Source organism: Microcoleus sp. Pol11C3 (genome assembly GCF_036701485.1).
Taxonomy (GTDB): domain Bacteria; phylum Cyanobacteriota; class Cyanobacteriia; order Cyanobacteriales; family Microcoleaceae; genus Microcoleus.
Window position 1 is genome coordinate 79,783 of the sequence record NZ_JAUBQW010000003.1, and the last position, 22,640, is coordinate 102,422.

General features: G+C 45.8%; 10 protein-coding genes and 1 CRISPR repeat array. Of the genes, 3 read left to right on the forward strand and 7 right to left on the reverse strand.

Annotated features, from left to right (window positions below):
• Positions 1-37: 37 nt before the first annotated feature.
• The 4 genes from QUA40_RS01880 to cas1 (QUA40_RS01895) form a co-directional block, all read right to left on the reverse strand.
• Positions 38-307 carry a hypothetical protein gene (locus tag QUA40_RS01880; RefSeq protein WP_333121298.1) on the reverse strand — a complete coding sequence of 90 codons (270 nt, stop codon included), beginning with the start codon at positions 305-307 and terminating at the stop codon, positions 38-40.
• Between the two features lie 70 nt (positions 308-377).
• A complete protein-coding gene (cas2, locus tag QUA40_RS01885; protein ID WP_333045383.1) occupies positions 378-656 on the reverse strand; it encodes a CRISPR-associated endonuclease Cas2 in 279 nt (92 codons plus the stop codon).
• A gap of 71 nt (positions 657-727) precedes the next feature.
• Positions 728-1,798, reverse strand: a complete 1,071-nt coding sequence (gene cas1 / locus QUA40_RS01890; protein ID WP_333121300.1) for a CRISPR-associated endonuclease Cas1 — start codon at positions 1,796-1,798, stop codon at positions 728-730.
• A 229-nt stretch (positions 1,799-2,027) separates the two neighbouring features.
• Positions 2,028-7,368: a CRISPR direct-repeat array (repeat unit 35 nt; unit sequence GTTTCCATTAATTCAACTTCCGAAGAAGCCTAAAG).
• A 268-nt stretch (positions 7,369-7,636) separates the two neighbouring features.
• Positions 7,637-9,700, reverse strand: a complete 2,064-nt coding sequence (gene cas1 / locus QUA40_RS01895) for a CRISPR-associated endonuclease Cas1 (protein WP_333121302.1) — start codon at positions 9,698-9,700, stop codon at positions 7,637-7,639.
• 629 nt (positions 9,701-10,329) lie between these two features.
• Here cas1 (QUA40_RS01895) and QUA40_RS01900 point away from each other — a divergent pair.
• A complete protein-coding gene (locus QUA40_RS01900) occupies positions 10,330-14,277 on the forward strand; it encodes an NACHT domain-containing protein (protein ID WP_333121304.1) in 3,948 nt (1,315 codons plus the stop codon).
• Positions 14,278-15,317: 1,040 nt separating this feature from the next.
• Here QUA40_RS01900 and QUA40_RS01905 read toward each other — a convergent pair.
• Complete coding sequence (locus QUA40_RS01905; protein ID WP_333121306.1) at positions 15,318-15,839, reverse strand: transposase; 522 nt, start codon at positions 15,837-15,839, stop codon at positions 15,318-15,320.
• 199 nt (positions 15,840-16,038) lie between these two features.
• Positions 16,039-16,299 carry a hypothetical protein gene (locus QUA40_RS01910; RefSeq protein WP_333121308.1) on the reverse strand — a complete coding sequence of 87 codons (261 nt, stop codon included), beginning with the start codon at positions 16,297-16,299 and terminating at the stop codon, positions 16,039-16,041.
• A 568-nt stretch (positions 16,300-16,867) separates the two neighbouring features.
• Here QUA40_RS01910 and QUA40_RS01915 point away from each other — a divergent pair.
• On the forward strand, positions 16,868-17,083 hold the full coding sequence (locus tag QUA40_RS01915; RefSeq protein ID WP_333121310.1) for a hypothetical protein: 216 nt from the start codon (positions 16,868-16,870) through the stop codon (positions 17,081-17,083).
• Entirely contained in the window at positions 17,031-17,573 is a 543-nt protein-coding gene (locus QUA40_RS01920; protein WP_333121312.1) for a transposase, read from the forward strand. The genes QUA40_RS01915 and QUA40_RS01920 overlap by 53 nt, the downstream gene beginning before the upstream one ends.
• Before the next feature lie 1,092 nt (positions 17,574-18,665).
• Here the strand turns inward: QUA40_RS01920 and QUA40_RS01925 are convergent.
• On the reverse strand, positions 18,666-22,175 hold the full coding sequence (locus QUA40_RS01925; protein ID WP_333121313.1) for a plasmid replication protein, CyRepA1 family: 3,510 nt from the start codon (positions 22,173-22,175) through the stop codon (positions 18,666-18,668).
• Between the last annotated feature and the right edge of the window lie 465 nt (positions 22,176-22,640).

Here is a 22,640-nt window from a genome sequence, read left to right on the forward strand (position 1 = left end):
AGCCAGCGAGGTATCTCCCAAAATTACTCAACCGCTGCTAGTGCGAATCAATTTCCTCAATCGAAATTGTTTGCTCTCCCGCATACTTCCAATAAAACCTCAGAGCCATCGAAGCCGCAGAACCCCAAATTTCACCTTTTTGATGTCTGTATCGGTGGGTTCTCAAGCTTCTGTATTCCGGGCCCTCAGATGCGATTGTTTTAAAAGCTTTGCGGTATTGCTTTTGAACTTTAACGGGGAGCGATTTCAGTTGTTTTGGGACTTTTGGAGAAAACCGCAGCCTAAATTTAGCACCTTCATCGCTCATAAATCTCCCAGGGGGAAAAGGGAGAAAATACATCCTCCCGTTTTCCCAATATCAGGAACTTTCCGGCTATCTAAACAATGAAAGCCTCATCGTCTATTGCAAACTTTGGTTGCACTCCCAGCACCGTTACCTTGCATCGACAGTGAGCAGAAAGAGGATAGAATCGGATTTGGTCTTGCCGTTTGTTAAGCAATTTCAACAGCCGTTTTTGCAGTTGTTCTTGCCGTTTTTCATCCAGCACGCATTCAAAAACCGACTTCTGAACTCGGCAACCGCAGGTTTCTAATAATTTAGAAATTTTTAGGCGGCGGCGGTCATCTACAATGTCATAGCAGATGAGGTAAAACATTAGACCTCCCCAGAAAAGTTAGTCTTGAACAGGCAAGATGCCTGTTCCACAAGAAATATGGTCGAGGTATATTACATTTTGACCAGTAGGGGATACTCATCTTCCGAGTCGTTAGAATCGGCAGCAGCGTTATTTTTGGGGAGTGTCCAAACCAGCGGTCGGTAATGCTGAACGTCCCCCAACACGCAGGCGATATATTCCCGTACTTGCAATTCCAAACAGTGGCGATAGCTAACGGTTCCTGCATGGGGATGTGTTACCAAAGTTTGCAGTTTCTCTTCCCAATGCTGAATGAATGTTTGGAGGGCGCGAGGCGACAGGAAGGCTCCGCTACCGTTTTGAGGGATAATATCTCGTGCGGTAATGATGCGGGATTTGGCTAAGTTGACGGCTAATTCATCTACCAGCATCGGGCGAAATTCTGCCATTAAGTCGCAAACAAGGGGTTTTTGGTGCTGGCTGGGAACGTGCAGATGGCTGATGTCGGCATCCAATCCCAGTACCTGCACAAAAGTAGATGTTTGTTGGTGCAACAGGGTATTTCCCAGATTTAGCATTCGGTTAATGGGGTCTGAGGGATGCTGCAAATCGCGCCACCGAAAACCCAACTGCAAGGGTAGCAATGAACCCAGGGCGGGATAATAAAAGCTTTCGGCGGTGACATCGTACCCCCGCAGTTCATCGAGGGAATAAGCCATCGGCAAGTCATCCATTAACAATTTGAAAAAAGCGCAGTAAACTTCAGGCTCGAATGCAGCACTGCTGACGTGCAACTGCTGGAGCAATACGCTTTCATTGTGCATTTTTGCCCAAGTAATGCTCTCAGCAAAAGCGCGAACAAATTCTGGGTCTTGCAGGCGTTTGAGTTGATGGAAGCGATGTTTTGCAGGTCGTTCAGGCTGGGGTTGGGGTTCGCAGTTGCCCAATTCTTCGCCTTGGCGGCTGATAAAATAGATGGGAATTTTGCGGGACGATGCTAGTTTGACGGCTTGACGTGACAACTGGCAAAGGCTAAACAGAATAATTTGGGTGACTTGCTTGATTGGCACGCTTTGACACAATTTCTCTCGGTGGATTACTTGGAAATGATGCTGTTGGACGCTGAGAATTGAACCGGGTTTAGTGATGTATACTGCGGTCATGTTTTCCCTCTGATGAATGTGGTACTGGGGCTAAGTGGCGGTTTTAGAGATGTTTGTTTCGCTCTCTCTCGCTCTCTTTGGGCCCTGTATTTCTATGTTCTCAGAGGGGTATTTGAGTTCGTATTCGAGTACGAGGGGGGTGTATATGAGTTCGTATATGAGTTTCGTAGGTTGGGTGGAGTGAAGCGAACCCTCCGTTTCACTCCACCCAACTCTCTGGGGCTAATCAGTTGGGATTAATTCAACTTCCGAACAAGCGTAAAGCCGGTACTGTGGCGATCCAGACCAACTGTGCTCCAAGTTTCCATTAATTCAACTTCCGAAGAAGCCTTTAGTCTTGTAACATGGCAGAGATCAACTCTGAATGTAGGTTTCCATTAATTCAACTTCCGAAGAAGCCTTTAGATGTAGTTTCCTTTATTTAGCTACCTAGCTAATAAGTGTTTCCATTAATTCAACTTCCGAAGAAGCCTAAAGAGTGTGGATAATAATTCTCACACAATTCAAAAGTTGTTTACATTAATTCAACTTCCGAAGAAGCCTAAAGCTTGATTAATTTTTTCGAGAAATCATTTTCACCAAGTTTCCATTAATTCAACTTCCGAAGAAGCCTAAAGTTTCTACAAGCTTTTCCAATCACGGAAAGGCAGAGGAGTTTCCATTAATTCAACTTCCGAAGAAGCCTAAAGAAGAGGATTCCAACGAGTACTGCATTTCCCATACCGTTTCCATTAATTCAACTTCCGAAGAAGCCTAAAGTTCAAATAAGCCTTATCCTGCAAATCGGGGGCAAAAGTTTCCATTAATTCAACTTCCGAAGAAGCCTAAAGCTTCGATGAAAGAGGCGGCTAAAAGAGGCTGCAACAGTTTCCATTAATTCAACTTCCGAAGAAGCCTAAAGATTCAACAGAAGACGAAGTTGTAACCGTCAACGGCATGTTTCCATTAATTCAACTTCCGAAGAAGCCTAAAGCATTTGCACAAAGGGTTTTGATACAAATAATTGCTCGATTGTTTCCATTAATTCAACTTCCGAAGAAGCCTAAAGTTTCCTCCAACTCCAACGGCGAGACATGTGCGAATTGCTATCGTTTCCATTAATTCAACTTCCGAAGAAGCCTAAAGAAAGACTTCAGCCCAATCAAGGACTAACTTACAGCGTAGGTTTCCATTAATTCAACTTCCGAAGAAGCCTAAAGTAGATGTTTGCCAGATACAGGATATGGATTTGTCGACATTGTTTCCATTAATTCAACTTCCGAAGAAGCCTAAAGGTGTCACCTCTGGGAATGTCAACCGAATGTGCTTTTTGTTTCCATTAATTCAACTTCCGAAGAAGCCTAAAGCCGTTGGGGTGTTTTGGAGATAGATTATAGAAAGTTTCCATTAATTCAACTTCCGAAGAAGCCTAAAGTCAGGGTATGCAAGAGGCAGAAGTAGTAAAATATTCGGACGGTTTCCATTAATTCAACTTCCGAAGAAGCCTAAAGATTAGGCCTGGTTTCCTGCACTCCCGCAAGTGCGATCGTTTCCATTAATTCAACTTCCGAAGAAGCCTAAAGTTATTACCAGGACGGTAATTACTGGACTAAGGCTTCTTGTTTCCATTAATTCAACTTCCGAAGAAGCCTAAAGACTTTTCTTTATATCCTCTCTGGAGGACGTAACGAAAAGTTTCCATTAATTCAACTTCCGAAGAAGCCTAAAGTATGTTGAGCTTGAAGAAGGAGAATCTGGGCTTTGTTGTTTCCATTAATTCAACTTCCGAAGAAGCCTAAAGAGTCTTCAGCAAAAAAGTTGTAGTTTTTCGTTGTCCGTTTCCATTAATTCAACTTCCGAAGAAGCCTAAAGTTGAAAAAATTGTCTCAGACCATCCAATTGGAAGAGTTTCCATTAATTCAACTTCCGAAGAAGCCTAAAGCAGAAAATTTCAGACTTGCCTAAAGAGCTGAGAGAAGGTTTCCATTAATTCAACTTCCGAAGAAGCCTAAAGAAGCAATGCTCTGAATGCTGAGCTAAACAGGTTCGGGTTTCCATTAATTCAACTTCCGAAGAAGCCTAAAGCCCCAATTTTGTTTCATTCTATAAGAATGACTTAGGTTTCCATTAATTCAACTTCCGAAGAAGCCTAAAGATTAAAAAAGCTTGCGGAGAAAACGTTCCTCTTTTTCGTTTCCATTAATTCAACTTCCGAAGAAGCCTAAAGTTAGTGATCTACAAACACAGTGTCACGGCTTAACTTGTTTCCATTAATTCAACTTGCGAAGAAGCCTAAAGAAGTCCAACCCCGACTCCCCCGAGGAAGACTCGGAGTTTCCATTAATTCAACTTCCGAAGAAGCCTAAAGAGAAGGAAACCGAAATAGTCGAGCCCGAATACCCTGTTTCCATTAATTCAACTTCCGAAGAAGCCTAAAGCTTTCAAAGCATCCGGTAACCCTTTTGGAACTCCAGTTTCCATTAATTCAACTTCCGAAGAAGCCTAAAGTTGGCATTGTGAAGTAATCTCCAATGGTCAGGTTGTGGTTTCCATTAATTCAACTTCCGAAGAAGCCTAAAGCCTCACTGTGGGTAATGGTTACATCAGTATAACTTTGGATGTTTCCATTAATTCAACTTCCGAAGAAGCCTAAAGTTTTATTTTTCTCCCGCAGGAAATCCACGAGAATATCTAGAGTTTCCATTAATTCAACTTCCGAAGAAGCCTAAAGATATTTCCCCAAAAGGAAAGGGCAATGACGACTGTATTGTTTCCATTAATTCAACTTCCGAAGAAGCCTAAAGGTGTAATGAGCTAGGACTAGAGGTCTACCGTTTGGCGTTTCCATTAATTCAACTTCCGAAGAAGCCTAAAGGACTTAAAGTCCGATACGGCAGCTGCGATAGCTGCCAGTTTCCATTAATTCAACTTCCGAAGAAGCCTAAAGTTGTTGATAATGTGGATGACCGAAGCCGGCTATGTTTCCATTAATTCAACTTCCGAAGAAGCCTAAAGACTAGCAACTGCACTAGGGGCGAACTATTACTTTTGTTTCCATTAATTCAACTTCCGAAGAAGCCTAAAGTTGGAAAAGTAATTAAGGGAGTAAAAGATGCTGGTGGTTTCCATTAATTCAACTTCCGAAGAAGCCTAAAGCTGTATGCACCGATTGTAACGGTTGTGGCTGTTAATGTTTCCATTAATTCAACTTCCGAAGAAGCCTAAAGAGGTTCCGCTAGCAACAAGGCTACAGTTAGCAATGGTTTCCATTAATTCAACTTCCGAAGAAGCCTAAAGAAGTTTCGTTGGAGTTTAGTGGCCAGTAACAAGCTTAGTGTTTCCATTAATTCAACTTCCGAAGAAGCCTAAAGGCGTCGTTGCCGGTGGCTGTAACCATAGCCAGTAAAGTTTCCATTAATTCAACTTCCGAAGAAGCCTAAAGAGGAGGAAAACAGGTGGCTCGTTTTGAGCGAGAAGGTTTCCATTAATTCAACTTCCGAAGAAGCCTAAAGAGACCAAGGCGATGACCATGGACCAGCAGTCTGATGTTTCCATTAATTCAACTTCCGAAGAAGCCTAAAGGTGCAGGGAACTTTACTGTTCCACTCGTCAAAGATTGTTTCCATTAATTCAACTTCCGAAGAAGCCTAAAGCAGCGACAGTGGCATTCGTAGAGCCTCAGACTCTAGTTTCCATTAATTCAACTTCCGAAGAAGCCTAAAGACCTGCTGGGGATGTCTCCAAGATATAATGGATGTAATAGTTTCCATTAATTTAACTTCCGAAGAAGCCTAAAGAAGAGGAATTGCCGCAAGTATAGCCAATCAAAAAAGTTTCCATTAATTCAACTTCCGAAGAAGCCTAAAGCCTTTAAAAAAGGCGAGTATCACGTGGTTGCACAAGCAAGTTTCCATTAATTCAACTTCCGAAGAAGCCTAAAGAAGGTGTTTCAATAGAGGTTACAGTTAGCGATAGTTAAGTTTCCATTAATTCAACTTCCGAAGAAGCCTAAAGTTGTTTCGATCGAAAGTGGAATTGAAAAAGTCAAGTTTCCATTAATTCAACTTCCGAAGAAGCCTAAAGCGTTGGAGATGGTCCTTTTGGAGTCACGAAACCCAAGTTTCCATTAATTCAACTTCCGAAGAAGCCTAAAGATTTTGGATGGGCAAATAGTAGGAGGTTACCGAGTTTGTTTCCATTAATTCAACTTCCGAAGAAGCCTAAAGTTTTGCAGCCTAAATTTATGCTTCCAAAGGCATAAAGTTTCCATTAATTCAACTTCCGAAGAAGCCTAAAGTTTGGGATTCGTGCGAGAAACTCGGAGTCCAGAGCACTGTTTCCATTAATTCAACTTCCGAAGAAGCCTAAAGCAGTACCAAACGGTGATTACCGGATAATTTCAGCAGTTTCCATTAATTCAACTTCCGAAGAAGCCTAAAGCACAGTATCAATTAAAGCCTGTGATTATGCTTTCATGTTTCCATTAATTCAACTTCCGAAGAAGCCTAAAGCGTCAGAACACTATTGACGGTAGCCGGGAATACAGCCCGAAGTTTCCATTAATTCAACTTCCGAAGAAGCCTAAAGAAGGCCATGATCAAATCAATTCCTCGCTACTTGGGTTTCCATTAATTCAACTTCCGAAGAAGCCTAAAGTCAGAAGGAAATCAGATTGTCGTTTCGGGTTCTGAAAGTTTCCATTAATTCAACTTCCGAAGAAGCCTAAAGCACTTTAGTTGGGAAATTATTTTTTCCTATAAACCTCCCGTTTCCATTAATTCAACTTCCGAAGAAGCCTAAAGTTTCACCAGGAACTTATTGCAGTCGTTGCATCTAGGGTTTCCATTAATTCAACTTCCGAAGAAGCCTAAAGTGGATAATCGAACCCACAAGGCCCGACCCAGGCCCGTTTCCATTAATTCAACTTCCGAAGAAGCCTAAAGACCTGATTGCACAGGTCTTGTAGGAGTTGAAATAAACGTTTCCATTAATTCAACTTCCGAAGAAGCCTAAAGATATGACTCATCCTCTTTCAGAGGAAAACTCACTTGTTGTTTCCATTAATTCAACTTCCGAAGAAGCCTAAAGAAGTGACGGTGCTAAGACTGAAGATTGTAAGCCTAAAGTTTCCATTAATTCAACTTCCGAAGAAGCCTAAAGCAGGAATGTTTAAGACTATTAGCGTAAACGGTTTAGTTTCCATTAATTCAACTTCCGAAGAAGCCTAAAGAGGACAACGGAGACGGGACTTTCACAGTTCCAAAAGAGTTTCCATTAATTCAACTTCCGAAGAAGCCTAAAGCTCCAGGGAATGCTTGACAACACGGACACTGAGGAGTTTCCATTAATTCAACTTCCGAAGAAGCCTAAAGCTCCTATGGGAATCGCCAAGTAGTTTCTTTCTTTCTTGTTTCCATTAATTCAACTTCCGAAGAAGCCTAAAGTTGTATTTTGCTTTGTTGTTACAGCAATATATAAAATGTTTCCATTAATTCAACTTCCGAAGAAGCCTAAAGATTATTGGCTCCACACAAGGAGTCGACAGCCAGCTGTCAAGTTTCCATTAATTCAACTTCCGAAGAAGCCTAAAGGCTAGCTCCTAGAAGCCTTACCCTAAGATAAGTCTACAGCACTTTTTCGTGGGGGTCAAAATTTAAAGTCAATAAAAGCAGAATATTCTCAACAAGTCAGCAACCTACGGTAAAATAAGGCTTCCAAACCTTTACCCCAAAAGAATTTCGTGGGGGGCAACGACAGAATAAGGGTTTCAGACATCACCTACCCCCCACGAAAAAGCTAATTAGACAACCGTGGAACTAACAAACAGAGAAAAAATCTTTTTCTCTCACCCACCGAGCCCTACTTATCCCACATCATCGGCCGATATACCTCAACCTCTCCCATCAACGCTGAGATGTACTCCCGCACCTGCAATTCCAAACAGCGACGATACGCCACCTTATAACCAGTATGCGGATGAGTCGTCTCCGACAGCAACTTTTCATCCCAATGCTTGAGAAACTTCTTCAAAGCATGAGGTTGAAGAAAAACGCCACCCCGTTCGTCTGGCGGCGTAAAATCATCCGCAATAAAAATCTGAGAATTGATCAAATACGTTACCAGAGAATCCACAACCTGAGCCCGAAACTCCTCCATCAAATCTGAAACCAAAGCCGGGTGATTGTCGCGGGGCACGTGAAGATTCCCAAAATGCGTGTGCAGCCCCACAGCTTCCACAAACGAACTCACATTCTGACTTAATAAAGTGTAGCCCAAACTCAGCAAACTATTAATCGGATCGGTAGGAGGGCGCTTAGTGCGAACTTCAAACACAAACGGGCCCGAAAACAAAGAACCCAAAGCTTGAAAATAAACAGTCGCCGCTTTCCCCTCATAACCCCGCAGTGCATCCATAGACTCAGCCAAATGCAAACTTTCCATCAGCATTTCCAGCATTTCCACCGCCTGCAAAACTGATGTTTGACTAGCATCCTTCGATTTGCGATAGCGGTTCAATCGCATCAGCAAAATCCGTGAATTATGCAGCTTCGCCCTGACAATTGCCTCGGCTTGCAGGCGAACAAACTCAGGATTCATAGAACAACTTACCTGCTTAGTCAAATATTCCACCTTGGCCCGCCCGTCATGTTGTAACCGCCCAAAATAGCGACCCCGCTGCGACAAATACAGAATTGGAATCCGCTGATGCAGCGCACAAGATACAGCCCCGTGAGACACATTGCAGCAGCCAAACAAAATAATGTGGCTTACCCGACTAGCGGGAACTTTAATCCGTAATTCCTGCTGGTAATAAACCTGAAACTGCTGGTTTTGAATGCTCAGATAAGCTCCCTGATCCGTGACATACAATGTACTCATAGGTTCCCTCCAAAAATGTTCCGAATTAGCGCGTGGCAAAACAAGCCGCTTCACAGAAATACTGCAAGCCAAAGGCTTTCCAGAAAATACAGGTACTTTGCGAGTTACGGCGCGAGAAAAAGACATTCCCGAAGTAGGGGCAAACCCCCCGTGGTTGCCCTTTGCGGCTGGCTGGGCGGGCACGGGGGCACCGCCCCTACCTGGGGAGGGTTCCGGTGCAAAAACCTCTCCATTACGAAACAGATAACCGAGAAAAATAAACTCCTCATCGGGTGCAAAAATCCGCGTCTTTTCTGGCTGAAGCTTTAAATACAAACTGCCCAGCCAAGAACTAATCTGTTTCAAACAGCGATTAGCTTGAATAGAATCGGCACAAGCGATTGCAAAATCATCGCCAAAGCGCACCAAATTCCAACCGTGACTCAAACAAAGTCGGTCAAATTCGTTCAAGTACAAATTAGCCAAAGCACCGGAAAGAATCGCCCCTTGCAAAACTCCCTGATTCGGATACAAACACTGACCCTTAACAACAATTCCCGACCCAAGCTGCTGTTGGATTAACTGGCGCAAAATCGGCTCTAACTGCAACTTTTCCAAATCAGCCAATAGCAGCGGCCAACAAAGATTGTCAAAAAACTTCTCAATATCAGCTTTAACTACCCAAGCCTGCCCGAATCCATAATAGGAATACAGGTGTTTGACAGCCATCTGTATGCCCCTGCCGGGACGGTAAGCGTAGCTGCAATCGAGAAAAATATCCTCCAGCGGCCAATACAGTTCGTCCAGCAAAAAGCGCTGCACAATTCTGTCCCTAACCGTAGGAATACCAATCAAACGCTTGCCGCCGTTGGCTTTGGGCTGGTAAAAACCCTTAGCCGGACGCGGAAAATAAGATTCCTGCTGCAACTGCTGCTGCAAAATTTGCAACTGGTGTCGGGCAACACCAGCAAACAAATCAACGGTAATGCCGTCAATTCCAGCGCTGCGACTACGCTTGCGTACTTGCTGCCAAGCCGCGTGCAGAGGTTCTGGTGTAAATTCCATGTACCCCCCAAATTGGGTTTTAAACCTTACAACTTCGATTTTTGCAGGGGGGTGTTTGAGTTCAGATTTGAGTGCTTGACAAACTTATATGAGTTCGTGTATGAGTTGAGGTAGCTGCACTGGAATGATAGTTGACTGTTGATTGTTAACGATTCGGATGTAACCAGCGACAAGGCGGCAATTCAGGACACGGCAATGCCCTTTCCCTACCTCAGAATCATCCATCGCCCTCTTGTGAGCGAACTATCGCTGGATTAATGGGACACGGCGTTGTGCCTATTAGTGTCAACTTAAGCTTGTAGTCCGCCAGTCCTCCCGTTCACCCGGCAGTCCGCCAGGGAATGAATTCCCTGTCTCAAAGCGAAAGTCCTCTCAAAGAGGACTGAAGAAGTCATTAGTCCTCATAGCGAGGACTTTCGCTTTGAGGCTGTTGTTGAAACCCCTGCCGGACTGAGGGTTTAATGTTAAGTTGACAGCAATGGGCAGTGCCGTGTCCTGATGGTTCGACTGTGGGTAATATCAATATCCGATGCCACGGGATTTGATATGATGCAAAACACCTGGTTTCTAGCCACCCGTGCGTAAGTCCTGTTCAGGTTAAGTTGACACGAATACTCTTCACACGCCCTATGTCAAACCGCACTCTCCAAGCAACCGCTGAAGGAATCAAACTCGCCAAAAGAGCTTTGGGACGCAAAAATTTGACGCAAAAAGCTCTGGCTTTTGAAATGGCGCTCGCAGCTTGGTCAACTGTTAACAGATTTTTTACGGGGAAGGCGATTTATCGATCGATTTTCATGGAGATTTGTCATGTCCTTGACTTAGACTGGCAGCAAATAGTCAGTCCAGAAACAGAACCGGAACCGAAGCCAATCGCACCTATTGACCCACAAATTGACGAACTTCTTGTCGCAATAGAACGCAGCGGCGCTCGTGCCAGGGCCGCTCTCAATCCTTACATTCTCCCTCCCATTCCCCGCCAAACCCTGCTGTCCAAATGCCTGAAAGAAATACGTGCCGGAGTCTTTGAAAACAAGCGTCGGATCGTCCCAATTATAGGGGCAGCCGGATACGGAAAAAGCACCATTCTCGGCAGCATCTACGATGAACTACACGCCGAACAAACCGAATCCGACAGTGGCTGGTTAGCCTTAGTCCGGTGCGACGATTTAATCGAATCCGCTGAAACCTTTGCCCTAGAACTCGGTGAAAAAATTAGTGCTAAGCGACAATCAATCGTGGAAATTGCCCAACAACTAACAGCTCAACAAAGCCGCGGCATTCTCCTGATTGACACTTTAGATATTGTACTGACAAAACCTTTAGTTCCGGTGTTGCGCGGCATTTTATCCCAACTCTTAGAAATCGGCACAACAGTTGCCTTTACCTGCCGCGATACCGACTACAGCAACTTTTTTGAACCCTACCATGAAAGCTTTGCCGGATTCCGAGAAAGTGTCAGCGACAACTGCAAAATTACCCCCTTCACCAGCGAAGAAGTCAGAACCGCAGCGCAAGAATTCATTAAGACTAAACCTGGTTTCAACACTCTAGCAAGCCAGCAATCTTTTGCCAACCAAATTATTGCCCTTTCCGCAGACAGCGTATCCCTACAAGAAATCGTCTGCCACCCCTTGCTGCTGGCTTTACTTTGCGACTTGTTCGCCGCTGAAGAAACAGTCCCCGAAGATTTAACCGTCAGCCAGCTATACGAAAAATATTGGGATTGGAAAATTGCCAAAGTTCGCCACAACTTGCAGTCCGAACACCTCAGCCTCGCCAAACAAAAACTGTGCCTGAAACTAGCACGATTAATGTATGACAACTCTGGAGATAGATTGCGTGACTTTGTTTACGAGGGCGATTTAGACCTCAGCGAAACAGAATTTTCTGCTTACAATTCACTCAAAAGCGACGGAATTTTTAAAGATTTAGGAGGAAAGCGAGCTGGTTTTTTTCACCAAACATTCTTAGAATATACCGTGGCGCGTTGGATGAATACGAGCGAAACAGGCGAACGAGCCAAAGACCAACTTAAAAATGATTTAATTGCTTCTAAAATTGCCGATTCGAGATATTATATTTGGTCAATATTTCGCCAACTTTTAACCCTCCTGAGCCTGCCGGAATTCAACCAAATTTCCGATGAATTAGACACAACCAAAATTTTGCCTTTTCGCGCCGTCACCTTTGCCAGTGTTTCCCGCACCGAACCGGAATCCTCAGCCGTGTTGCTGTCCCTACTAAGAATAGCCCTTATTAGAGACTACAGCTTCCAAGAAACCCTCCTAGCAGCAGCCAGAGGAGCACCACAGCGCCACAGAGACGCCGCCTGGGAAGTAGCAGTACAACTGCTAGGAAATGTCGGCCCGGAACTAATTAACAAAGCAGCGGAAACAGCGGCCGAATTGCTAGGGCGATTCCCCCCAGTTTTGCAGGTAAATCTCGAATCGCCCGCTGAAACTTCTCGATTTGAGCGAGCCCTAGCAGCCATCGCCAATCGACAGTCGCAAACAGCAGAAAGTAACCCACAATCGTCAACAACCGAAAATAACCGACTGTCTCAAACAGCAGAAAATAACCCGCAGTCTCAAACAGCAGAAAATAACCGACAGCCACAAACAACCAAAAATAACCCACAACCTCAAACAACCAAAAATAACCCACAACCTCAAACAACCAAAAATAACCCACAACCTCAAACAGCAGAAAATAGCCGACAGTCTCAAACAACCGAAAATAAACGACGACAAGAACGCTATCAAATTTGGGGAAAATTCATCGGTGTTTTTTGTGAAAATTATGCGAATAAACGGACAGATAGCATAGAATTAGAAATTTTAAAAAGCCTTAAAAAATATTATTTTCTCTTCGGCGGCAACGTTCGTTCTACCGTCATTGAACTTTACCTAACTCCGGGCATTCCGGCAACAGTACAGCGAGAATTTCTGCTAACAATTATCTCTCAACCAATTTCCGAACAATTCAAAGAACAAGAAAACACCACACAACTTCTCAGCAGCCTGCTACCAAACTTTTTAGCTGCCGGCGACACACTCTTCGGAACCACTTGGCAAGATGCACTCCGCGCCCCACTAGGCAAATACTGGACTGCGGTTTCCGCCACTACTGTCGGCCGCGCTGCTGCATCAGATACAGCCTTGCTAGAAGCGATTTTAAAGAGTACATTCAGCGATAGCTTGCCAAGGGATATAGAGGATTTAACGGGGCGCAATCTCGCTGCTATTACATCAGCAGTTCACAGTGGTGCGACTGATTTAGTTGCTGCTAGTTTACTAAAAATCCCCATAGAAACTATCCCAGCCAATCGAGCATCAACTATTACTTTAGTATTCAGAGAACTAGCAATTTATGGTAATGGTTTGCATCCCCTCAGTAGCGAACTGCAATTAGCTTTGGTTCAGTGGATTGTGCCGGCGATAGAGCGAGCTCCTGTAGAATTCATTCGCGCGATAGATGCCCTTGCCAATAACCTATCGATACAGCAGCTTTTGGCAGAGATTCTCGAACAATTACTTCCCACACTGCCAGCATCACAAACAGCTAATATCCTCAAAAAACTCAATAATGTTCCTCCTCAACTCGAACCTTACTTACAAAAAAATGCGGATTCAAAAGAAGTGCGATCGGCCCTAGTTAAATTGTACCGCCAACAAGCGGAAATTTCAGCAGATTTCAGTAATGATAAGACATTACCCTCAGCAGATTTCAGTAATGCCTTGTCATTACCGTCGGCGGATTCCAGTAATGACAAGGCATTGCCGTCTCCCTACTCGTTATCTATTTCTGAACTCGCAAAACTGTGTTTAGATTCCTCGCGAGATGTGGCCCTCGATGCCTCCGCAGCCATACTCGCCCTCGCCGAACAAAAAAAGCAGATCCAGTTACAGCAATTGCTACTAATTTTAGCAAAGTCTCCCCTCGTTGGAGTGCGCCAAAACTGTTTGAAAGCTTTCATTGAAAAAGTCAACTCGCAAGTAGTTGCAACTTCAGAAATTATGGCTGTTTTTGAAACTTTAGCAAACGATTCGACTGCCGAAATAGTCCAACTCTTATACAAATTGATAGACACTGCCATTTGGAATCATCCTTCAGGGGTAAATACAATTGACCCCAATTTAGCAGAAGCCACCTTTGAGCTAACTCGCAGAATTGTTAAAAGTTCCAATCAAGATGTTATCAACATGGGAGCAGCTTCAGCACTGATTGCTTTAAATCAAATAGCTCTTTTAGACAAGATAGAACTCATGCCACAGATTGGGAATTGCACCCGCATCTTACTGCGAACTGTAGACATCAGCCGCAAAGTAGATAAATTAGTTGTCACAGGATTGCTGACTAAACTCGCTAAATTTGACTCCGAGTTTTTGGCTGCTATTGTCAGAGAAGATTTGATTGTTGGCGATTCCCTAATGCCAGTAGCGAATCAGTGCGCTGTTGCTGTGGCTGTTGCAAACGACTGCGGCAAAAATTCACCGCTGCTAGATGAGATTTTGAACGATCGCAGAATTCCCAACGAGGTGAAAAGTCGTATTATTCGCGATCGGGAAGCTTGAGAGTTTGACAGTCGCCTACAAATTATCATCTTTTAGCGCTCGCTTACAGCCCATATTCCGCACCCCCCAAAGGGCAGGGCTGTTTCATTCGCGAATTTTAGCTTTTCTAAAATTCTGAATGAACATATTAATGTCCTCCTCGAACGCTAAAAATTCAACTATCAATTTAATTTATAGTTGAATGAACTGTTTTCCTTACCAACTAGGAACCAATCTAGTGAAAAAATGGGAGTTGTAGTTGATAAATGACTACTTTTTATTGATATATTGGGGTTAAATAAGTAGTAAAATTAATTCCAGAGCGCATTAAATATGAATTTTGCAGGCCTAAAATTCTTAAAAGCTAAAGCTTTGCCACTGATGTTATAGCGTTTCAATGTATCGTTGAAACCTTCGTAGATCGGCCTTAAGATTTGTTACTTTAATTTTTCTACAAAAGCTTCTGGGCAATGCCCAAAAGCGTTCTTCAGAAGCTCAGGACATTGTGCAATTCTTCTAGTAATTGCTCGGAGGTGCACCGATGAGCGACATTAATCAGGCTCCCCAGACGATCGCCCAGACAATCAACTGGCTCCACAATTGCTTGGGCCGACCTGCGCTGCCGTAATGTCCCAAGGAATGCGAAAGGGACTGCGACGTTCCCGGAGGCAAAGCGCCTGCTTGGATAACTGGAGTTTAGACTAAGAAAAGCTGGCTCAGCTAGAAACTGAGGCGGAAAAGATTTATTGTGCAGCTAAATATATGTGATTAAGAAGTCAAATTTCGATGATTTTGGAACTGACCTCGACCCTTTTTCACTACTGGATAGCGAATGCGCCCTATTCGGGATTGACCAGTCGGCCAACCAGGGGATTTTCCCCGTGGTTTTGGTGCTTGAGCAGGAGTGCCAATCTTAACCAAAAGTGGGAAAAGGGATTGAGCCACCCGTCCAGGAGTCAAATTAGTCAGAGGTTTTTGCCAAGGCAAGTGATAGTCTCGAACTAAATCTTGAGCCAACCACAACTGCTTTCGTTAACAGAGGCATCAAATCGCTCCAACGGTCACATTGTTCGCTTGGTGCTGAGATGGGGTAGAGTCCAATGTAATGTTTGCTTGGCTAAACGATACCAATGCTCAATGGCAAAGCGACGCAAATAGTCCATCCAGACTACTTCGAGAGAACAAGAATTCTCACCTTCACCTATCCATGCTAACCATAAAGGTTTAACCTGACGACAATTACTACCGAGAGCTTTTCGCTCTACCAAGATCAATGTCATCGGATGTTGAGCACTAGAACGAAAGTGTAAGTTATCCCACCTTCTGATTTGTAATTGTCCTAGCTTTGGGTCATCTAATTCTACCATCTCCTCAGCAGCCCACCAAGTTTGGGGGTCATTGATCTGAAATTTCTTCCCGTGACTACGGGGGCGTCCTCGGCCAGAATAAGCTGGTGGGGCAGAGTATAAACAGCGATTAGAACGCAGCCGGATTAACTTGTCGGCTTTGAGATGGGCAGTCTGCAAAACTAAATTGGCACAGCCATATTCTCGGTCAAATAATACTAATGGTCGTTGTGGCAACCCTGCTATCACTTGCTCCCGTCTGCCATGCCGCTTTACTGATGGGTGTATCCTTTCCTGGTGATTCGTTCGTGTCTTAAGGGTAAGGCCCAACTCCCTTGTGCTTCCGGTATCCAGGCAATTGTGCTGTAGCCCAAGCCGATTGCTATCGGTTTATTACCATCAATTGCAGTGGCTTGATGTTCATAGGTACGCTCCCTCAAGGTTGGTGCATCTGGTCTCGCCCACGCTTGCGCGAGTCTACTGCTAAAATTGGTCTCTCTACTCCTGACATCTGCTGAAGATACAGTTTCATTAATTGCTCTCGGTCTGGCTGACAGTCCTGTAAGGCTTCGGACACGCTTGACCATTGTCTTCGGAACAATGGGTTCAGTGCCATCTCTGTTAAACAATTGGCTCTTGGCGTAGTCATCACTGCATCCATCAGCTCAAAGGTGGCATCTTTGGCTGGACCTAGCATTCTATAGGCTTGTTGACGAAATTCTCTCAAGGTTTCACAATTCATGGTAGGCAGATTTGAGGTTTTTTGCTAATTCTCAATTTTCTGCCTTTAGGGAACCTGTGGCAATCACAGGCTCCCTTTTCTTTCCCTTGTTAGTCTAAACTCCAGTGGATAAACCAGAAAGGAAAAACAGTCAAAGTCAGTTGGAAACTCTATTGGACTTAGGACAAAAAGCGATAATTTTGCGATTAATAATCGCAAAACTAATTGACTGTAGTTTAGACTAACTAAAGATGAGAACGGTGGCAAAAGAAGAACTAGAGCCACCGTTAAGGAGAGAATGAGGGTGAAAAATAAAAACCTATCCACTCCTTAAATGAACAGTGAACGATTAAAGGACTTTCGTCAAGAAGCATACGAGTTATTGGTACGAAGCAAGGATGCAACATTCGAGCTCATGGATGCAGTGATGACCACGAGGAATGCGTCATGTTTGGCCCAATTTTCGCTCAATCCATTATTCAATCGTCAATGGTCAAGCGTTTACGAGGCATTGCAAGACTGTAGGCCAGACCGGAAAAAACTGATGCTGCTGTATCTCCAGCAATTAGAACAGCAAGTACCCGTAGCAGAACATATGTTAGTGGCAATTGATCACACTGCATGGGGGAGAGCAGATGCTAAAACATTAAAAGATAGAACCCATGAATATCAGGGGGGTGTAATTCTTGGGCAGGGGTACAGTACCATTGCGTGGATACCTGAAGCGCTGCGTAAGTTGGGCATTACCCCTGCTCCATGAAAGGATTAGTAGTGGGTCTTCACCCATACTTCAAGCAGCCTCCCAACTCAAACTTGTCTGTGAACAGAGCGTCAATCCAGTCTTAGCAGTTTTAGATAGAGAATATGGCAATGCAAATTGGGTACTGGCTATAGCAGATATTCAAGTTGATTGTTTAATGAGACTCCGAAAGAATGCCTGCTTATGGTCAGCACCACCAGCCTATAGTGGTCGCGGTAGGCCACGGAAACATGGGCCAAAAATGAGCCTCTGGGACCCGACCACATGGCTCCAAACGGATACTGTGATTGAAATTGACGAACATCCAGATTTGGGACAAGTCCGAGTCAGTCAATGGCTAGACTTGCATTTTTATCGTGCGGCCGAACAGAGAGTCAATTTAATCCTCGTGGAAAGAATGAAGCCCATGTCAAATGGTCAGCCATTTCCACCCTTGTGGTTGGCTTGGGTGTCCGAGAGAACTCTACCCAAGCGAAACTGTTTGGTTTAAGTATTTACGACGTTTTGGGGTGGATCATTGGTATAGGTTTGCTAAGCAAAGATTGCATTGGACATTGCCTAACTTGAGAACTCCCGAACAATCAGAGCGGTGGAGTGATTTAATGCCATTGATGAGTTGGCAACTCTGGCTAGCTAGGGATTTAGTGGTCGAGAATGTATTACCCTGGCAATCTGCTAATATCAATTTAACCCCTGGACGTGTTGCCCAATCAATGTTGTGGCTTTTAGTTGATATTGGTACTCCCGCGAAATTGCCTAAACAGAGGGGAAAATCCCCCGGCTGGGAAAAAGGAAAGGTACGGACTAAGGCACCGTGCTATCCCACTGTAAAAAAACGGGTTTCTCGACGCAAAAAGTCTTCAAGATTAGTTATTTAATCTTCTCCCTCTTGAGTTTTTGAGTAACAGCTTGCCGGATATTCAAAGGCGGCTACTTTTAGCTGCAATCATTTTTTAGTCTAAACTACAGTAATTGAGGTTTGATAAGCAGATCGTGTCAACAGCGATGTCAGGAAATTTATTCGTCTATCGAGCGCGTTTCTCTGGTATGATTTCACTTTATACGTCGTAATATAAGTCAAGCAAACTGTTAGTCTATATGGCATCATGGCGATCTATCGTACACTCAATGCGGGCGATCGGGACGCATGACAGCCTCCAATTTGCAGCCAGCGCGATCGCCTCTCTCCTGAGATTTATCTAATTGAGAATGGTGCAAAATCTCAGTCCAACCAGCTTTATTCGCGCTACAACATCACGAAGAGGGAAATTCTCTCTTTGCCCAAAGTCCAATTACATTTGTGACTTGCTTTCCATCTTTTTCCATTACTGTGTTGCGCGAGCGTCGATCGCACCTAAGCAATTTTACTCAGTTGGTTGTTAGCGCACTCTCTCAGGCTCCAACAGTGAGCGAAGATTGGCGAGTTGCGAACAATAAACTGTTGCCCTCGTGAGTGACAACACTAGCGAGGAACGAGTCTGTCTATGTTTCTAGTTGCGAACTCCCGCGTCGAACTCACATTTTTCAGGTCGCGCTGGGACTAAACGAATCGCACTTTTTGGCAGCGTTCTCACCTTGCTCCTCAATCCGCCAGCTCCAAGCGGCGATCGCAAGTGTGGACGATCGCACCCGAAAGCAACGATTGCACCATCACTCGAGCGCCTGAGACAGCTTTAACCACATATTTTTGAACCTCACCAACAAACCGCACTAGCGCGCCCACTTTCAAGGAGCGCCCTGCGTTCGCAGCTTCATCATTTGGTGGCACACCCCCCGATATCTTCATATCTTTATCTGACCCTGTGCCGCCAGGAATCCCTTCCAAACAGGGAGCCACGGCTTCTGCCAAAGAGATAGCCTTCTCATCCCGCTGCTCCCAAGCTGCAAAAATCGCCGCTCGGTCGTCGTTGGGGAACTGGAACTGGTAAACTCGAATGCGCTTAGACCTACCCAAAGCATCTCGTTCCTCCGACCTTTCTTGGCGAACCAGTCGCAGGGTAAAGCCCAGCTTCCCCTTCAAAACATACTGAACCACCTCCATTGGGTGGGCATTAGGGTGGACGTTGATACCCAGAAAATCTTTCACGTCCGCAGAATACTGCTTGACCCTTTGAGCAAAGGCTATCACCTCCGGGTCAGTCCCTCGATACTCCCTGTCTGAGTCAAAGAACTCCATCAGCCCCAACTTCTTGAGAGCTTCCACAGAAGCTTTCAGGAAGCGCAAATCTTGCGGGCAAACCTTCCCTTGACCCCTTTCTTGATGCCCCGCCAAGTGATTTTTATCTCGTTTCCTGACAAACTCTGGGTCATGGGTCAAATAGTAATGCAGGCGAATTTGAGGCAGCCAGCCGTCGTCGTCCTTCAATTTCAGCTCAGGCGTCACCGACACACCATAAGTCTCTTGCAGTTGGTACTTGCGCTCTTGATTGAGTTCGCCGTTTGTCTTGGAGCGCTTGTCCTTCAACTTCAGATACTCAGACAGAGTAATATCAGGAGCATCAGCAACAGCATCCGCTTCTACCCTGCGGTTTTCTCGCTGAATTGACTCAGCCTCTTCCTTAACCAGAGCAGCTCCGACATTTCGGAGAGTTAATTCATTTAACTGAGCATTAACCTTCTGGGCAAGCTGCTGCAATAGCTTCCAGTTTTTGACCGCGCTGGCTGCTATTTGCTGCGCTAATCCCTCTAAAAGGAGTTGTTCTAGCTGATTTTCTCGGCACAGTTTTACCTGAAACCCTTCAGCTTTTAAGCTGTACCTAATCGCCTCTCTGTAATGCCACATTCCGGCATTAATTCTAGCAGCCATTTTTGCCCAAGTTCTCAGGTGAACCGGGTCGTGGGCCGCGTCGATGTCGAAGTCAACTCCTTGCAGCAAGCGGATGTTGGTTTTGATAACCTTCTGCTGGGAAGCGAGGAGAGCTCGGTAAGAAGCGCTGCCGTTGCCAATTTTGCCAATGCCAAAGGGCGCTGTCCAAACAAAGATTGGAACATTTTCATCCCTGACGCGAGCGAGACCTTGCAAGGCATCGTTGACGGCAATTGCTCCTTTGAAAATGCCGAATACAGCTGTAAAATAACCGCGAATGTCGATGCTAACTCCTGTGCCAATGGTGGGGCTAGCGATGATGATGTCGTAGTTTTGAATGGTGGCATTAAGTTTCTCAACGCAGCCACAAGCAGGGTGGTTGGGGTCGGCTACTGACTCGCTATCAATCCTGAGAATGCGCTTGTCGGGAAATCGTTTTTGCAGTTGTGTTTCTAGATTGCGACATGACCATTTTCCTTTGACTTTTTGGGAGTCTTCAACAACCATAATGTGGGGCCTGTATCGATCGATCGGGCAGCAGAGGGCGTGGCTTTCAAGGTCGCAACTGGTGATTTCTCCCGAGAGAATTTGCTCCATTTGAGCGAATAGTGGTGCGGGACTTTGAGTGGCGTAGAAGATCGCGTCCCGCTCTTTTTTAGGTTTCCACTCGTTGACGGCAATCCAAGGTTCGAGGGGGATGCCAGCAAGCGCCTTCAAGTAGTCGATCGCGCAATCAGATAAGTCAGCATCCTGGGCAACGATTAAGCCACCGGTGGTTAAGACGGTGCGAATGAGTTCTTGCAGGGTTTGCAAGATGGCGACGCGGTTTTCGCGGCAGGTGCTGGAGTTCAAGGCGTGCCAGATGACTTGTTCGCACTCATCAATGAGGACGATCGCCCCAGACCAGTTTTCGGGGTTGAAACGGGCCATTGAGTGGGGGTGGAGGCTGTCTACACACAAGCCGTACCCGAATAATTTGCCTTCCGGCGAGTTCTTGGTTTCGTCGATGTAGTTGATTCCCAACCCGGCGCAGATGGCGCGGCCGAGCTGAATCCTGTGGGTGATGACTAGCACGCGGCGTTCGCCCGTGTTGAGGGCGTGGGAAACCAGGTGGGCGAGGGAGCGGGTTTTGCCGGTGCCTTTGGGGGATTTGATGCAGGCTAAGCCGGCCTCTGGATAGGGGAGTTCTCCCAGATAGCGAGAATTTAGCGTTAAAGACGCGGGATAGGTTAAAAGCCATGATTCCCTATCCTGCCAAAATTGGAAGCCTCGTGCTGCGTTTTTGAGGGCAATGAGCGCATCCTCGCCTCTGGCTACCACGAAATCGTCGATGCCTTTCTCCGGTCCTGGCAGAGTGATGACGCTGACGGAGCATTTGGCGGTGGTGAACAGGCGGCCGAGTTTGTCAATCTCGCGGTTGACGTTGAGGACGGTAGAGTGCTTGCTGTCGCGATCGAAGCCGATGTAGATTTCCCGCCCTGGGGTGGCGAAGTGTTGGAGTTCGGGGATGAGATAGGGGTTGCACTTCTCCCCTAGCACGTTCTTGGTTTTGACGCCCATCGTGACGCCGGGGAGGGCAATGGCCACGTAGCCCATTGTGAGCAGGCAGGCGGCTTTTTTTACGCCTTCGACGATGGTGACGGGGATGTTGTTGTCCCACACCCATTGCCAGAACTGAGGCTGGTTTGGGAGAGAGGGAGAGGGGGAGCAGGGGGGCAGAGGGGCAGAGGGGCAGCACGGGCTAGGGGCAGAGGAGCGTGGGAGCAGAGGGGAAATCTTCGTCTTTCCTGTTCCATCTCCCCATCTCCCCATCTCCCCCGCTCCCCATCTCCCCATCTCCCCCGCTCCCCCTTCCAAATCCTCTGGGTTGATGGGGACGCCGTGGCGTTCTGCGACTTTTGCCCAGATGTGGTCTGGGACTTGCAGGAAGAAGGCTCTGGTGGGGGTTTTGGGGGGGTGTTCGTATTTTACGGGCTTGGTTTTACCGTTTGGGTCGAAGCTGTTGCGGGGCTGATAGGGTTTGAAGCAGCCCCAATACATGGGCTGCCAGTTGTTGAGGGGGTCAAGGCCCGAACACCACCAACCACCGTGCTCGATGTGGCTGTAGTGTTTTCTGGCCCACCGCCATTGTGCGTCGGGGTGGACTCTGCCGGAGGCGGCGTTAATTTCGTAGAGGAGGTAGGCGTAGGGGGCGTCGCCACTAAGGGTTTGCACGTTGAGGGCGAAGATGGCGGGGTCTACACCGCTTTCTTGCCATTCATTGAGGGCGGACTTAGATAAGACCATAACGCACCCCCATGTTGGCTGTGTTGACCTTCGGGTCTAGTAGCAATGCGAAATGCGCTCCAAGTTGCACCCGAATCTGGCTACCGCCAGAGCGCCTCATGAACGGGTCAGATGGAGTCAAGTGGACTGTGAGTCTCTGTGAGGACTGATTTTGAAGGTCAATGGCTGTGCTATCTCGATAAATCTTCACCGGGCTATTCCTTGAGTGGGGAACATCCCTTTGTCTCATGTTCTAAAAATCGCTGCTTGCACGCCGATCAAAGATAATTAATTAATAGTTAATCCGCGCGTAGTAAGGTTCTGAAATGCTTGCTAGTCAAGAGTTTCAAAATTGAGTTGTCACCAGATCCGGGAGTTTTTGTCACCAGATCCGGGTGTTTTTGTCACTAGATCCGGGTGTGTCCGTAGTAAAGTCATAAGCCTTGCCTGGTAAAAGTTTGAAGGTGATTTTGAGGTCATTTTTGC